The 12722-nt window shown below is 72.0% G+C and carries 12 protein-coding genes; 5 read left to right on the top strand and 7 right to left on the bottom strand.

Annotation, left to right across the window (positions count from 1 at the left end; genetic code table 11):
* Positions 1–74: 74 nt before the first annotated feature.
* From BJ975_RS01500 to BJ975_RS01485, 4 genes are read right to left on the bottom strand one after another with little or no spacing between them, the layout of a single operon-like run.
* The gene (locus BJ975_RS01500) at positions 75–920 is read right to left on the bottom strand and encodes a thioesterase family protein (protein WP_179422966.1); all 846 of its coding nucleotides are present in this window, start codon (positions 918–920) and stop codon (positions 75–77) included.
* Positions 910–1764 (bottom strand): acyl-CoA thioesterase, encoded by an 855-nt coding sequence (locus tag BJ975_RS01495; RefSeq protein ID WP_179422963.1) that lies wholly within the window; start codon positions 1762–1764, stop codon positions 910–912. Before BJ975_RS01495 ends, BJ975_RS01500 begins: the two co-directional genes overlap by 11 nt.
* Complete coding sequence (locus tag BJ975_RS01490; RefSeq protein ID WP_179422961.1) at positions 1761–2591, bottom strand: DUF1295 domain-containing protein; 831 nt, start codon at positions 2589–2591, stop codon at positions 1761–1763. The genes BJ975_RS01495 and BJ975_RS01490 overlap by 4 nt, the downstream gene beginning before the upstream one ends.
* Positions 2592–2602: 11 nt before the next feature.
* Positions 2603–3511 carry an SDR family NAD(P)-dependent oxidoreductase gene (locus tag BJ975_RS01485; protein ID WP_179422959.1) on the bottom strand — a complete coding sequence of 303 codons (909 nt, stop codon included), beginning with the start codon at positions 3509–3511 and terminating at the stop codon, positions 2603–2605.
* Between the two features lie 104 nt (positions 3512–3615).
* Between BJ975_RS01485 and BJ975_RS01480 the strand changes: the two genes are divergently transcribed.
* From BJ975_RS01480 to BJ975_RS01470, 3 genes are read left to right on the top strand one after another with little or no spacing between them, the layout of a single operon-like run.
* Positions 3616–4584: a winged helix-turn-helix transcriptional regulator gene (locus BJ975_RS01480; protein ID WP_179422957.1), complete on the top strand. Its 969-nt coding sequence runs from the start codon at positions 3616–3618 to the stop codon at positions 4582–4584.
* The gene (locus tag BJ975_RS01475) at positions 4581–6140 is read left to right on the top strand and encodes a long-chain-fatty-acid--CoA ligase (protein ID WP_179422955.1); all 1560 of its coding nucleotides are present in this window, start codon (positions 4581–4583) and stop codon (positions 6138–6140) included. Before BJ975_RS01480 ends, BJ975_RS01475 begins: the two co-directional genes overlap by 4 nt.
* Complete coding sequence (locus BJ975_RS01470) at positions 6137–6856, top strand: VOC family protein (RefSeq protein ID WP_179422953.1); 720 nt, start codon at positions 6137–6139, stop codon at positions 6854–6856. The genes BJ975_RS01475 and BJ975_RS01470 overlap by 4 nt, the downstream gene beginning before the upstream one ends.
* Before the next feature lie 84 nt (positions 6857–6940).
* On the opposite strand, the gene BJ975_RS01465 is transcribed toward BJ975_RS01470, so the two are convergent.
* Positions 6941–8533, bottom strand: a complete 1593-nt coding sequence (locus tag BJ975_RS01465; protein ID WP_179422951.1) for a long-chain-fatty-acid--CoA ligase — start codon at positions 8531–8533, stop codon at positions 6941–6943.
* Positions 8530–9300, bottom strand: coding sequence for an SDR family oxidoreductase (locus BJ975_RS01460; protein WP_179422949.1), 771 nt, complete (start codon positions 9298–9300; stop codon positions 8530–8532). The genes BJ975_RS01465 and BJ975_RS01460 overlap by 4 nt, the downstream gene beginning before the upstream one ends.
* Positions 9301–9431: 131 nt before the next feature.
* On the opposite strand from BJ975_RS01460, the gene BJ975_RS01455 reads away from it, so the two are divergent.
* Entirely contained in the window at positions 9432–11153 is a 1722-nt protein-coding gene (locus BJ975_RS01455; RefSeq protein WP_179422947.1) for a class I adenylate-forming enzyme family protein, read from the top strand.
* An 8-nt stretch (positions 11154–11161) separates the two neighbouring features.
* Positions 11162–11548 (top strand): nuclear transport factor 2 family protein, encoded by a 387-nt coding sequence (locus tag BJ975_RS01450; protein WP_179422945.1) that lies wholly within the window; start codon positions 11162–11164, stop codon positions 11546–11548.
* 65 nt (positions 11549–11613) lie between these two features.
* Here BJ975_RS01450 and BJ975_RS01445 read toward each other — a convergent pair whose 3' ends face one another.
* Positions 11614–12576 (bottom strand): SDR family NAD(P)-dependent oxidoreductase, encoded by a 963-nt coding sequence (locus BJ975_RS01445; RefSeq protein WP_179422943.1) that lies wholly within the window; start codon positions 12574–12576, stop codon positions 11614–11616.
* Positions 12577–12722: the final 146 nt, after the last annotated feature.

Here is a 12722-nt window from a genome sequence, read left to right as displayed (position 1 = left end):
TCTGGAACGCGTTGCACCGTTGCGTGGACGAGAACGGTGCAACGCGTTCCAGAAGTGGAGAAGTGGGCGGGCAGTCAGCGGCGCTCGAGCAGGAGGGTCTGGGCCACGCGACCGACGGGACGGGTGAGGTCGTGCAGGACCGCCTGGCTGAGACCGACGCCGTCCTGGCCGATCCAGCTCTCCGCCACGAGTCCCGTCCAGGCGCCCGTGGGGGCGTCGGCGAGGTGGATCGTGAGCTCGGTGTTCATGAACACCCAGTCCGCGGGGTCGAGCCGCGAGCCGACGCCGCTGGCGGCGTCCGCGATCGCGATCGTGCGCTCGAGCTCGTCACCCGTGTCGCCCTCGACGAGCGGGTAGGGCATCGACGCCCAGGCCATCGCCGGGCCGTCGATCCGTCCGATGCCGGTGCGCACGGCCCACTCGAGCGAGCCGACGAAGCCGCGCCGCCAGCTGGCGGGGACGCCGAGCTCGCCGCGGTCGAGCTCGGCCGGCGTCGGGCCGGGTGGCTGGGCGTCCGGTGTGTGGACGACGTCGGAGGAGTCCTGCGTGCGCAGCCACCACGCCGACGCCTGCGCCACGGGCCGCAGCCCCGACGGCCCGCGCTGGGACGCCACGGCCGACAGCAGTGCGATCTTGCGCCCGGGCCGCGCGACCGAGGCCGTGACCTCGATCGGGGCCATGGCCACCGGTCCGAGGATCTCGACGGTCGTGCGCGCGATGCGCCCGGGAGCGGCTTGTGGGAGCAGGCGCATCGCCCGGGTCAGCACCGCGCCGACGGGCCCGCCGTGCTGGAGGTCGTCGCTCCACGGGCTGCCCGCGGCGGACGTGGGCTCGAAGGCCTCGCGCACGCCGTCCTGACCGTCCGGTCCGCGGTCGACGAGGCGGTAGCAGCCCGTGGGCGGGCTCGGCTCAGTTCTCACGCACCAAAGCCTCCTGCACGACGTGGCACGCCTGGGCGTCGGACTCGCCGAACACGGCGGCCTCGATCAGGGAGCGACCCGCGTGGGCCGTCGGCGTGGCGTGCTCGAACAGCAGCCAGTCGTCGGCCCGCGCCGGGTGGTGGAACCAGAGCCCGTGGTCGAGGGAGACCGCGCTCCAGCGCTCGGCCAGCGACCGCTCCCGCCCGGCACGGTGGCCGTGCGGCGCGACCGCCATCGACATCAGCATGAGGTCGCTGACGTAGCCGATGGCGGCCTGGTGGACGAGCGGGTCGTCCCCGAGGTCCTCGGCGACCCGCATCCAGATGTTCTGCACGGGTGCGGCCGAGTGGGGCGGGGTCTCCTCGGTCTCGGGCGAGATCCGCACCTCGACGGCGCTGAACCCCTCCCAGTACTCCCCCAGGCCGCCGTCGGCGGCGGCCAGCTCGCGCAGCTCGGTGCTGGCCTCGGCGGTGAGGCTCTCGGGACGGCGACGCGAGTGGGACAGACCTTCGCGGGGCTCGACGAGCGAGATCGTGGAGCGGCAGATCAGCCGGTCGTCCTGGACCGCGTCGACGACGCGGGTGGAGAACTGCCGGCCGTCGCGCAGGTGCTCGACCTCGAAGCGGATCGGCAGGTCGGACCGGCCGGGCCGCAGGAACGTCGTGTGCAGCGAGTCGACGAGGCGCCCCGTCACGGTGTGACCGGCCGCCATGATCGACTGCGCCACGAGCTGGCCGCCGTAGAGCTGCGGCAGCGCGACGCCGTCGCCGTGACCGATCCAGGCGCCGTCGCCGGCCTCGCTCAGGTCGAGGATCGACCCGAGCGAGGCCACCGACGTGGTCACGCCTTCGGCTCCGAGGCCACCTTGCGCGGCGGCCGCGGGAAGAAGAAGCTCGTGCGCGCGACGTACGCCTCGAACTCGGGGCCGCGCTTGCGGCGCATCCCCTTCTCGGTGAGCTTGCCGCCGCTGAAGGTGGTCAGCAGCCAGGTCATGAGGATCGGCGAGAAGACCGTGAGGACGCCCCACGGCGAGCCGAGCGTCAGCAGGAACAGGCCGACCCACACGCACGCGTCGCCGAAGTAGTTCGGGTGGCGCGTCCAGGCCCACAGGCCGCGGTCCATGATCCTGCCGGCGTTGGCCGGGTCGGCCTTGAAGCGCGAGAGCTGCCAGTCGCCGACGGCCTCGAAGAGGAAGCCGATCGTCCAGATCGCGATCGCGACGATCACGAGGGCGTCGACGCCGCGCGAGACGTAGACCGCGAACTGCACGGGGATCGACACGACCCACGCAAGGACGGCCTGCATGCCGTAGATCTTCTTCACGAGGAACGGGATCAGCGGACGGCCCTTGCGCGAGCGGAGCAGTGCCGTGTAGCGCGGGTCCTCGCCCTTGCCGATGTTGCGCTTGCCGATGTAGAGGCCCAGTCGCAGGCCCCAGATCGCGGTGAGCGCGAAGACGATGAGGCGACGGGTGTCGTCGCCGTCGGATCCGGCGGACATCAGCCACGACACGGCCGCGATGACCACGAAGGACGGGCCCCACGTGATGTCGATGATGGAGTGGTCGTTCACCAGCTGGGCGATCGCCATGACGATCGCGAAGAACACCACCACGGCACCGGCGGTGACGAGCAGGTTGAGGGCGAAGTCGCCCCACGGGTAGTCGAACATGCGTCCTCTTCTTACGGGGTCGGGCTCGCGGCGAGGTCCGCGGCGAGGCTCTGGAAGGCGTCCTGGGCGTGGGTGAACGTGTGCGGCTCGCCCTCTCGGGACCGTGCCAGCAGCTGCTCGAGGGCGGGCGGGTCGAGGGGCTCGTCGGCGTCGTAGCCGACCGTGCCCCACTCGACGGCGTCGGCGGCGCGCAGCGCGGAGCCGGCGGCGACGACGACCTGGCCGTTGATCGTGCTCTCGGGCGAGGACAGCGCGGTGACGAGCGGCGCGACGAGGTCGGAGCGCATGCGGTCGGCGTGGCGCGGGTCCATGCCCGCCTCGGTCATCTGCGTCGTGGCGTACGGCAGCACGACGTTCGTGAGCACGTTCTTGCCCGCGCCCTCGACGGCGGCGGTGCGACCGAAGGCGATGACGGCGCCCTTGCTCGCGGCGTAGGCCGAGACGGTGGTCTCGCCGTGCAGTCCGGCGGTGGACGCGATCAGCACGACGCGGCCGAAGCCGGCCTGGCGCATGTGGGCCATCGCGGCCGACGCGGGCAGGACGGTGCCGGTGACGTTGATCGCCATGACCTGCCCGAAGTTCTCGGCGCTGGTCTTGTGCGCCATCTGCGGCGCGCTGACCGCGGCGCTCGTGACGAGGACGTCGAGCCGCCCGAAGTGCTCGAGCGCGTCGGCCACCAGCCTCTCGCCGATCGCGGGGTCGGCCACGTCGTCGTGGTTGGCCACGGCGCGCCCTCCGCTCGCGAGGATCTCCGCGACCACGTGGTCGGCAGGGCCGAGGCCGTTCTCGTCGACCTGACGGTTGCGGTTGTTGACGACGACGGCGGCTCCCGCCTCGGCCAGGTGCAGCGCGAACGCGCGTCCCAGGCCCTTGCCGCCTCCGGTGACGACAGCGACGCGGCCGTCCAGGGCTCGACTCATGGATCCTCACTTCGATTGATAGAGATACTCCGTTAGTTGTAGTACGGTGTGACGCAGATGACAAGTCCCCACGCGGGGAGCCGCACGACTTCGAGGGATGGCCGATGACCGACGGGGGACCCACGCTGCTCGAGCCGGGCGGCACGAACTCCGTGGGGAGGATGCTGGGCCTGCTCGGCGACGAGTGGTCGCTGCTGATCCTCGGCCAGTCCTCCCGAGGGCTGACCCGCTACGGCGAGTTCCGCCGGGCGATGCCCATCTCGAACTCCGTGCTGACCCACCGCCTGACGCAGCTGAGCGAGCACGGCCTGCTCGAGCGGCGCATCTACCGGACCAATCCCCTGCGCGCCGAGTACCTGCCGACCGCCCGCAGCCGCACCCTGTGGCCGATGATGCTGGCCATCTGGGAGTGGGAGCGCCGCTGGACCGGACCCGCCGGGGAGGCCCTCCCCCGCCGGCGCCACGACACGTGCGGCACCGAGTTCGCGCCCCTGCTGACATGTCGGGCGTGCGGGGACCCGGTCGAGGCCCGGGACATCCGCGCCGCCTGGGGACCCAGCGGCAGCTGGGAGCGCTCGGTCCCGGCGTCGGCCACGCGCCGGCGACCCGACTCGGTCCAGGACTCGCTGCAGTACCCCCAGACCCTGGAGCTGTTCGGGAACCGGTGGTCCTCCGCCCTGATCGGCGCGGCGTTCCGCGGCATGGTCCGGTTCAGCCAGTTCGAGACCGCGCTCGGCGCTCCCCCGACCCTCATCGCCGAGCGCCTGCGCGCGTTCGTCGGACTCGGGGTGCTGGAGTCCCGCCAGCACGCCCGGCACCCCGGCCGGCCCGAGTACCACCTGACCGACAAGGGTCGCGCCTTCTTCCCCGTCACCGCGCTCTCGCTGCACTGGGCCGAGAAGTGGTTCGTCTCGCCCGAGGGTCCCGCGCTCGTCCAGACCCACACGGCGTGCGGCGAGGACTTCGTCGCGCACCTCGCCTGCGATCAGTGCCGTCAGCCGCTGGTCACGGGCACCATCACGATCGTCCCGGTCACCGAGGACCGGACCACACCCGAAGAAGGAACAGCATGAACGGAGCACGCACCGTCGCGGACCTCCTCCGCGCGAGCAGCCGGTCGCACCGCGACTCGCCCGCGATCGTGGGCGAGGGACGGACCGTCACGTACGGCGACCTCGACACCCGCACCAACCAGGTCGCCGCGGGGCTCCTGGCCCACGGACTGGAGCGCGGCGACCGCGTCGCCTACCTCGCCCGCAACGGCACCGAGTTCTGGGAGCTGTTCTTCGGGACGGCGAAGGCCGGGCCCGCGGTGGTCCCGCTGAACTTCCGCCTCGCGGCGGACGAGATCGCGTGGATCCTCTCGGACGCCGAGCCCACGGTCCTCGTGGTCGAGGACCACCTGACCTCACTCGTCCCGGCCGACTTCGACGGGCTGCGGCTGGTGTTCTCCCAGGAGGGCGAGCCGACCGTGCCCGAGGGCTGGCAGGCCTACGAGGCGTGGCTCGCGGCGCAGCCCACCGAGGACCCGCACCAGGACGTGGCGGGCGACGACCTGCTCTCCCTCATGTACTCGTCCGGCACCACGGGCAAGCCCAAGGGCGTCACCACGACGTCGGACGCGATGCTGGCCGCCGTCGAGGCGTTCTCCGCGCAGTTCGAGGTGGGCCCCGACACCGTCAGCCTCGTGCCGACGCCGTACTACCACATCGCGGCGGGCGGCTGGTCGCTCATCTCGCTGGCCCACGGCGGCCAGATCATCCAGTTCGTGGAGGTGACCCCGCAGAGCATGCTCGGGCTGCTCGTCGGGCACCGCGCCACCCACGTGATCATGGTCCCGACCGTGATGCAGATGGTGATCTCCAACCCCGCGGCCGCCGCGGCGGACTACTCCAGCGTCGAGCACCTCGTCTACGGTGGCTCGCCGATCTCCGAGACCGTCATGCTGCGCTCGCAGGAGATCTTCGGCGCGAAGCTCTCGCAGAGCTACGGCCTGACCGAGACGATCGGCGTCACCACGATCCTGCGTCCCGAGGACCACGTCACGGGCGCCGACAGCAAGCTGCAGTCGGCCGGCCGCGCCGTGCCCGGCACCGAGGTCCGCGTCGTCGACGAGGAGGGCAAGGACGTCGCGTCCGGCGAGGTCGGCGAGGTCGTCGTCCGCGGCGCGAACGTCACGCGCTCCTACTGGCGCCGCCCCGATGCCACCGAGGGCGCGTTCTTCGACGGTGACTGGTTCCGCACGGGCGACGCCGGCTACCTCGACGCGGACGGCTACCTGTTCCTCAAGGACCGGCTCAAGGACATGATCGTGTCCGGCGGCGAGAACGTGTACCCGGCCGAGGTCGAGAACGTCCTCATGGCGCACCCGGCCGTGCAGGAGGTCGCCGTCATCGGCGTGCCCTCCGAGCGCTGGGGCGAGACGCCGCACGCCGTCGTCGTGACGAAGCAGGGCCAGACCGTGACGAGCGACGAGATCGTGGCGTTCTGTCGCGAGCACCTCGCCCACTACAAGTGCCCGACCTCCGTGGAGGTCATCGACATGCTCCCCCGCAACCCGTCGGGGAAGATCCTCAAGCGAGAGCTGCGCGCCCCGCACTGGGCCGCGGCCGAAAGGACCATCGGATGACCCACCCCTTCCCGATCCTGCGCCAGGTCGTCATCGGCGCCCGCGACCTCGAGGCGACCAGCCGCGAGCTGCGCGAGACGTTCCACCTCGAGCCCGGGTTCCCCGACCCGCTGCTGGAGGAGATGCACCTGGCCGACGAGACCATCCCGGTCGGGCCGCAGGCCCACCTCGAGCTGGTCGGCCCGCTGAACGAGCAGGCGTCCATCAACGCGTGGCTCGACCGCGTGGGCGGCACCGCGGGCTACTGCGTCTCGGTCCAGGTCCCCGACCTCGACCCGCACCTCGAGGCCATCGAGGCCGCCGGCGTCCGCCTGGCCATCCAGGCCGAGGCGTACGGGCGTCGCATCGTCCAGCTGCACCCGGGCGACATGGGCCTGCTCGTCGAGCTGGACGAGATCCCCGACGCCGACGAGTGGTTCTGGGACCACCTCGAGCACCCGCCGTCGCCCGACCCGTACATCGACGACGTCGTCGCGGTCGACCTCGCCACGCCCGACCCGCAGGCGCGGGCCGAGCGGTGGGCCGCGGTGTTCCGCGTGCCCGTGCTGGAGAAGGACGGCGTGCCGATCGTCGAGCTCGGCTCGCGGACCGTGCGCTTCGTCCAGGACGAGCGGCCGCGGATGAGCGCCATCGACGTGCACGCCACGCCCGCCGGCGCCGGCCTGCCCGAGGAGATCGACCTCGGCCAGGTCACGCTGCGCGTCCTCAAGGACTGAGCCGGGACGAACGACAGGGGCGGGACCGACGCGGTCCCGCCCCTGTCGCGTCGCCGGGGAGGAGGGATCCGGCGACTGTCGCCCTCACCGCCGGGCGAACTCCTCACGCAGCCGGACCTTCAGCAGCTTGCCACTGGCGTTCAGCGGCAGCTCGCTCACGAAGGCCACGTCCACGGGGCACTTGTAGTGGGCCAGGTGCTCGCGCGCCCAGCCGATCAGGTCCTCGGCGGTCAGCTGCTCGCCGGCGTCGCCCGCGGCGCGGACCACGACGGCCATGGGCGACTCGCCCCACCGGTCGGACGGGACGCCGATGACGGCGACCTGCGCGACGCCCGGGTGGCCCGTCAGCACGCTCTCGACCTCGGCGGGATACACGTTCTCCCCACCCGACACGATCATGTCCTTGAGCCGGTCGCCGAGGTAGAGGTAGCCCTCCGCGTCGAGGCGGCCGCCGTCGCCGGTGTGCAGCCAGCCGTCGGCGTCGACCGTGGCCGCCGTCTCCTCGGGGCGACGCCAGTAGCCCTTCATGACGTTGCCGCCGCGGATGAGGACCTCACCACGCTCGCCGGCGGGCACGTCCTGGCCCGTCGCCGGATCGATGATCCGGACCTCGTTGTTGCCGCGTACCTGGCCGACGGACCGCAGTCGGTGCACCGTCTCGGGCGTGACGCGGTGGTCCTCGGGGCCGAGGAACGAGACGCCGCCGGTGGACTCCGTGAGGCCGTAGCCCTGGTAGAAGTCGCAGCCGAAGACCTCGGTGGCCTCGCGCAGGACGGGCTCGGGCATCGGGGCGCCGCCGTACATCATCCAGCGCAGCGCCGACCAGTCGCCGGCGCGCGTCTCGGGCAGGCCGAGCAGGAACTGGATGACCGTGGGCACCATGACCGAGTGGCTGACGCGGTACCGCTGGAGCACGTCCAGCAGGTCGGCCGGGCCCTGCGGGTTGATCATGAGCACGGCCGCGCCCTTGAGGTTCGCCATCAGCGCCAGGCCGAAGCCCGTCACGTGGAAGAACGGCACGGGCGCCAGCGCCACCGAGTCCGCGTCGAAGCGGACCACCTTGAGGGGGCCGGCGAGCGCCGAGCTGAGGTTCCGTCCGGCGAGCTCGATGCCCTTCGGTCGGCCCGTCGTGCCGGACGTGTAGAACATGACCGCCGTGTCCTCGGGATCGCGGGCGATGCCCGGGTCCTCGCCCGACTGCGCACCCGCCCACGCGGCGAGGCCGGTCAGGCCCTCGACGGGCTCCACGGTGACGACGCGGGTGACGCCGGGCACCGCGGCGAGCGCCTCGGCGTGGTGCTCCATCCCGGCGCCCAGGACGACCACGCGCGGCTCGACGTCCTCGACGATCTGCAGGACCTCGGTCGGCGCCAGCCGGAAGTTGATCGGCACGGGGATCGCGCCGGCCTTGCCGCTGCCGTACAGCGCGTCGAAGAACGCGACGCTGTTCTCCCCGACGTGGCACACGCGGTCGCCCGGCTGCACGCCCTCGGCGAGGAGGGCCTGCGCGAACCGGCTCGTCGACGCGTCCAGCTCGGCGAACGTCACCTGCCGTCCGGGCTGGACGAGCGCGACGCCCTGGGGGTCGTGGGCCGCGCTGCGGCGGATCACGTCCTCGAGGCGACGGAACGTGGTGCCGTCGCCGTGGGTCTCCAGGTCGATGGTGCGCGTGCTCACGGCTTCGTCACGAGCTGGTCGACGAACAGCAGCCGGCCCAGGCCGCGCTCGTAGCGGATCGGGTCGAGGGCCATGCGGGCGCGCGACTCGATCGCCATGCGGTCCGTGTCGCACGTCCAGTCGCCACGCGCCATCGCCTTGAGGCCGACGCGCGCGACGTCGCGCGGGTCCTCCTTCTGGCCGTCGACGTGCGCGGCCATCCGGGTGTCGACCGAGCCGACGATCAGCGAGGTGACGCCGACGTCGAGCGGCTCGAGCTCGGCGCGCGCGATGCCGCCGAGGTAGAGCGCGGCGGCCTTCGACGGCGAGTAGCCGCCCATGAAGGCGGTGGGCGCGATGGCCGCGACCGAGAGGACGTTGACGATCGCGCCGCCGCCGTTGCCGGCGATCACGGGCGCGAACGCACGGGTGGTCTCGAGGGGGCCGAAGTAGTTGACCTCCATCTCGCGGCGCGCGGCGTCGGGATCGGTCGCCTGCACGAGGCGGTCGCCGGCGTGGAGGCCCGCGTTGTTGATCAGCACGGTGGCGTCGGCGCAGTGGCGCGCGGCGGCGGCGACCTGCTCGCGGTCGGTGACCTCGAGCGCGACGGGCTCGGCGCCCGTGTCCGCGAGCTCGGGCGTCACGTCGTCCACGTCGCGCACGCCGGCGTAGACCTTGGCGGCCCCGGCGGCGAGCGCCTCCTGGACGAACGCCAGACCGATGCCTCGGTTGGCTCCGGTCACCACGAGCGTGGCGCCCGCGATCGGCGTCCTGCGACCGCGGCTCATCGCCGGCTCCCCTGCGTCGTTCCCGGACGTCCCGACATCGGTGTCATGGCAACCCCTTCCCTCGCGCTACTCACTACGTTTAATGTAGTAATCTGTATCACACCGTCAACTGAAGTGTCACGAGGAGAGCCATGGCGATCGCACGGGGCTTGCATCCGCAGGCCAAGGTCAGCGCGTACCAGTCGAAGGGATGGTGGACCGAGGAGACCCTCGACGGGTTCTACCTCCAACAGGTGGCCGAGCGCGGCGCACACCTGGCCATCGTCGACCCCGCGAACCGCGCTGACCTGCTGGGATCGGCGCCGCGCCGGCTGACGTGGAGCGAGCTCGACGACGAGGTCCTCGCGGTCGCCGCCCGCCTCGACGACCTCGGCCTGGAGCGCGGGGACGTGCTCGGCGTGCAGCTGCCGAACACCATCGAGCTGGCCGAGGTCTACCTCGCCGCGTGGCTCCTCGGCATCGTCGTCTCGCCACTTCCCATGCAGTACCGAGAGCACGAGATCGTCGGCATGGCGAACCAGGCCGGCTTCCGCGCCTTCGTCACCGCAGCCGCGTTCGCGGGCCGCCGTCCGGCCGAGGAGGCCGCCGCGCTGCGCGACCGCGTGCCGACCCTCGAGCGCGTCGTCGCGTTCGGCGACGCCACGGAGCTGGAGGGCCTGCCCGAGGGCATCGACGCCTGGACGCCCACCGTCGCCACGAGCGACCAGCGTGCCCGCATCGAGGCCCGCCGGGCCGCCGACCCGAACGACGCGAACGACTGCGCGACGATCTGCTGGACCTCGGGCACCGAGAGCGAGCCGAAGGGCGTCCCCCGGGCGCACCTCGAGTGGGCCGCCATCAGCACCGCCACCGTGGACGCCCCGCGCGTGACGGCCGACGACGTCCTGCTCAACCCGTTCCCCATGGTCAACATGGCCGGCATCAACGGCATGTTCCTGCCGTGGCTGCGCACCGGCGGCGTGCTCGTGCAGCACCACCCGTTCGACCTCAAGACGTTCCTCGGCCAGATCGCCGTCGAGCGCGCCACCTACACGGTCGCTCCCCCGGCGCTGCTGTGGATGCTGCTGCACAACGACGACCTGCTGGGCCAGATCGACCTGTCGAGCCTGACCCGCATCGGCTCGGGCTCGGCGCCGCTGCAACCCGTCATGGTGCGCGGCTGGCAGGAGAAGCTGGGCATCGGCGTCATCAACTTCTTCGGCTCGAACGAGGGCATCGCCCTGCTGTCGAGCCTCGAGGACTTCCCCGATCCCGACGACCGCGCGCAGTACTTCCCGCGCTACGGCGCGCCGGGCGTCACGTGGTCCTCCGAGGTCGCCGACTGGGTCCAGATCAAGCTCGTCGACCCCGTCACGGGCGAGGAGGTCACCGAGCCCGGCGTCCCCGGCGAGCTGCGCATCGGGGGCCCGACGATCTTCGCCGGCTACCTCGACCCCGAGACGCGGGCGAACCCGTTCGACGAGGACGGCCTGCTGATGACCGGCGACATCTTCGAGATCGCCGGCGACCGGAACCAGTTCCTGCACTACCTCGACCGGGCGAAGGACCTCGTCATCCGCGGCGGCATGAACATCGCGCCGGCCGAGATGGAGGCCCTCGTCGGCGAGCACCCCGCGGTGGCCGACGTGGCCGTGGTGGGCGACCCCGACGAGCAGATGGGCGAGCGCGTCGCCGCGGTCGTCACCCTCAACCCCGGCGCCACGCTGACGCTGGAGGAGCTCGTCGCCTTCCTGCGCGAGGCCAAGATCGCGTCCTACAAGCTGCCGGAGCGTCTCGAGATCCGTGACGAGCTGCCGCGCAACCCCGTCGGCAAGGTGCTCAAGCGCGAGCTCCGCCGTCCCGTCACCCTCTGAGGAGAGCCATGAACGACCGTCATCCCCACGTCCAGCTGCTCGACCGCATCATCGCGGCCGCCGAGGCCGGCGACCCGACCGACCTGGCCGAGATCTACGCCCCGGACGGCGTGATCTGGCACAACCACGACGGCGTCGAGCAGACCGTCGAGGAGAACGCCCGGGTGCTCACGGGCATCGCCAAGCGCGTCACCGACCGGCGCTACACCGATCGCCGGATCCAGCTGTTCGACGGCGGCGTCGTGCAGCAGCACGTCCTGCGCGGCACGAACGTGCGCTCGGGCGAGCCCGTCGAGCTGCACGCCTGCGTCGTCGTCACCGTCAACGAGGACGGCCGGATCGCGCGCCTCGACGAGTACATCGACTCCGCCGAGGCCGCCCGATTCAGCGGCTGAGTCCCTGCACGGACGACCGCCCCGGGACCCGCAGGGTTCCGGGGCGGTCGCGTGCTCGGCGGCGGTCAGGCCAGTCCGGTGAGACGGCGCAGCAGCTCGACGAGCTCGCGACGGTCCTGCTCGGTCTCGCGGGTGGCGTCGACGCGGTGCGTCTCGCGCGGGCGCCGGTCGTGCCAGAACAGGCCCGAGGTCGCGCCGGGCTCCCGCGCCGAGGACAGCCAGACGGCCGTGTCGGCGCCCTGCTCCGGCGTGCGGAAGTCCGACTCGAAGCGCCGGATGAAGCCCTGCATGGCGCCGGACTCACGCAGGCCCGGCGAGTCGGTCCAGCCGGGGTGCGTCACGTGGACGACGATCCCGCGGTCGGCCAGCTCGGCGGCCCGCAGCTCGGTCAGCACGATCTGCGCGCGCTTGGTGCGCGAGTAGGTCGCCTTCGGGTCGAACGCGTCGGCCTCGCCGCGCAGCTCGCCCAGGGTGAGGCGCTGGCTGTAGGCGCCGCCCGACGTCATCTCGACGATGCGCGCGGGAGCGGACTCAGCCAGGCGGTCGAGCAGCAGCTCGGTGAGCAGGTACGGACCGACGATGTTCGTCGCCCAGCTCATCTCGATACCGTCGACCGACGTCTCCCACTCATCCCACATGCCCCCGGCGTTGTTGATCAGCACGTGGATGCGCGGCAGCCGCTCGAGCAGCTCGGCCGCGGTGGCGCGCACCGACTCCAGGGAGGACAGGTCGAGGCGCACCCACTCCACGCGCTGGTTGCCGGTCGCGGCCACGACCTCCTTCACGGCGGCCTCGCCGCGGTCGGCGCTGCGGCCCAGCATCACGACGTGCGCGCCCAGGGCCGCGAGGCTCGTCGAGGCGCCCAGGCCCACGCCGGCGGTGCCGCCGGAGACGACCACGGTGCGCCCCGCGACGTCCTGCATGTCGGCGTCGTCCCACGTGGGCCGGCGCCGCTCGTAGCCGATCCGGCTGAAACTGATGGTGTCGTCGGCCGCCACCTCGGCGTCGATCACGTCTGCATCGCTCATGCTTTCACTGTAACAGTGACTCGACGGACGATGACAGGCTTTGTCTCGCGCCTTGAATGCGCTGATTTACGGCGTCGATCGTCGGCATCTTGCGTCGCAAGCTGTTCCAAGTGCTTCCGTTTCGATACGTTGTGACAAGTCACTAT

This window comes from Aeromicrobium tamlense, assembly GCF_013408555.1.
Lineage (GTDB): Bacteria > Actinomycetota > Actinomycetes > Propionibacteriales > Nocardioidaceae > Aeromicrobium > Aeromicrobium tamlense.
This window is presented reverse-complemented; position numbering and strand designations above follow the sequence as displayed.

What these genes read in the sequence shown, in the direction of transcription:
- BJ975_RS01490 (WP_179422961.1), bottom strand. Translation starts at nt 2,591, where the DNA reads ATGTTCGACTACCCGTGGGGCGACTTCGCCCTCAACCTGCTCGTCACC.
- BJ975_RS01485 (WP_179422959.1), bottom strand. Translation starts at nt 3,511, where the DNA reads ATGAGTCGAGCCCTGGACGGCCGCGTCGCTGTCGTCACCGGAGGCGGC.
- BJ975_RS01480 (WP_179422957.1), top strand. Translation starts at nt 3,616, where the DNA reads ATGACCGACGGGGGACCCACGCTGCTCGAGCCGGGCGGCACGAACTCC.
- BJ975_RS01475 (WP_179422955.1), top strand. Translation starts at nt 4,581, where the DNA reads ATGAACGGAGCACGCACCGTCGCGGACCTCCTCCGCGCGAGCAGCCGG.
- BJ975_RS01470 (WP_179422953.1), top strand. Translation starts at nt 6,137, where the DNA reads ATGACCCACCCCTTCCCGATCCTGCGCCAGGTCGTCATCGGCGCCCGC.
- BJ975_RS01460 (WP_179422949.1), bottom strand. Translation starts at nt 9,300, where the DNA reads ATGAGCCGCGGTCGCAGGACGCCGATCGCGGGCGCCACGCTCGTGGTG.
- BJ975_RS01455 (WP_179422947.1), top strand. Translation starts at nt 9,432, where the DNA reads ATGGCGATCGCACGGGGCTTGCATCCGCAGGCCAAGGTCAGCGCGTAC.
- BJ975_RS01450 (WP_179422945.1), top strand. Translation starts at nt 11,162, where the DNA reads ATGAACGACCGTCATCCCCACGTCCAGCTGCTCGACCGCATCATCGCG.
- BJ975_RS01445 (WP_179422943.1), bottom strand. Translation starts at nt 12,576, where the DNA reads ATGAGCGATGCAGACGTGATCGACGCCGAGGTGGCGGCCGACGACACC.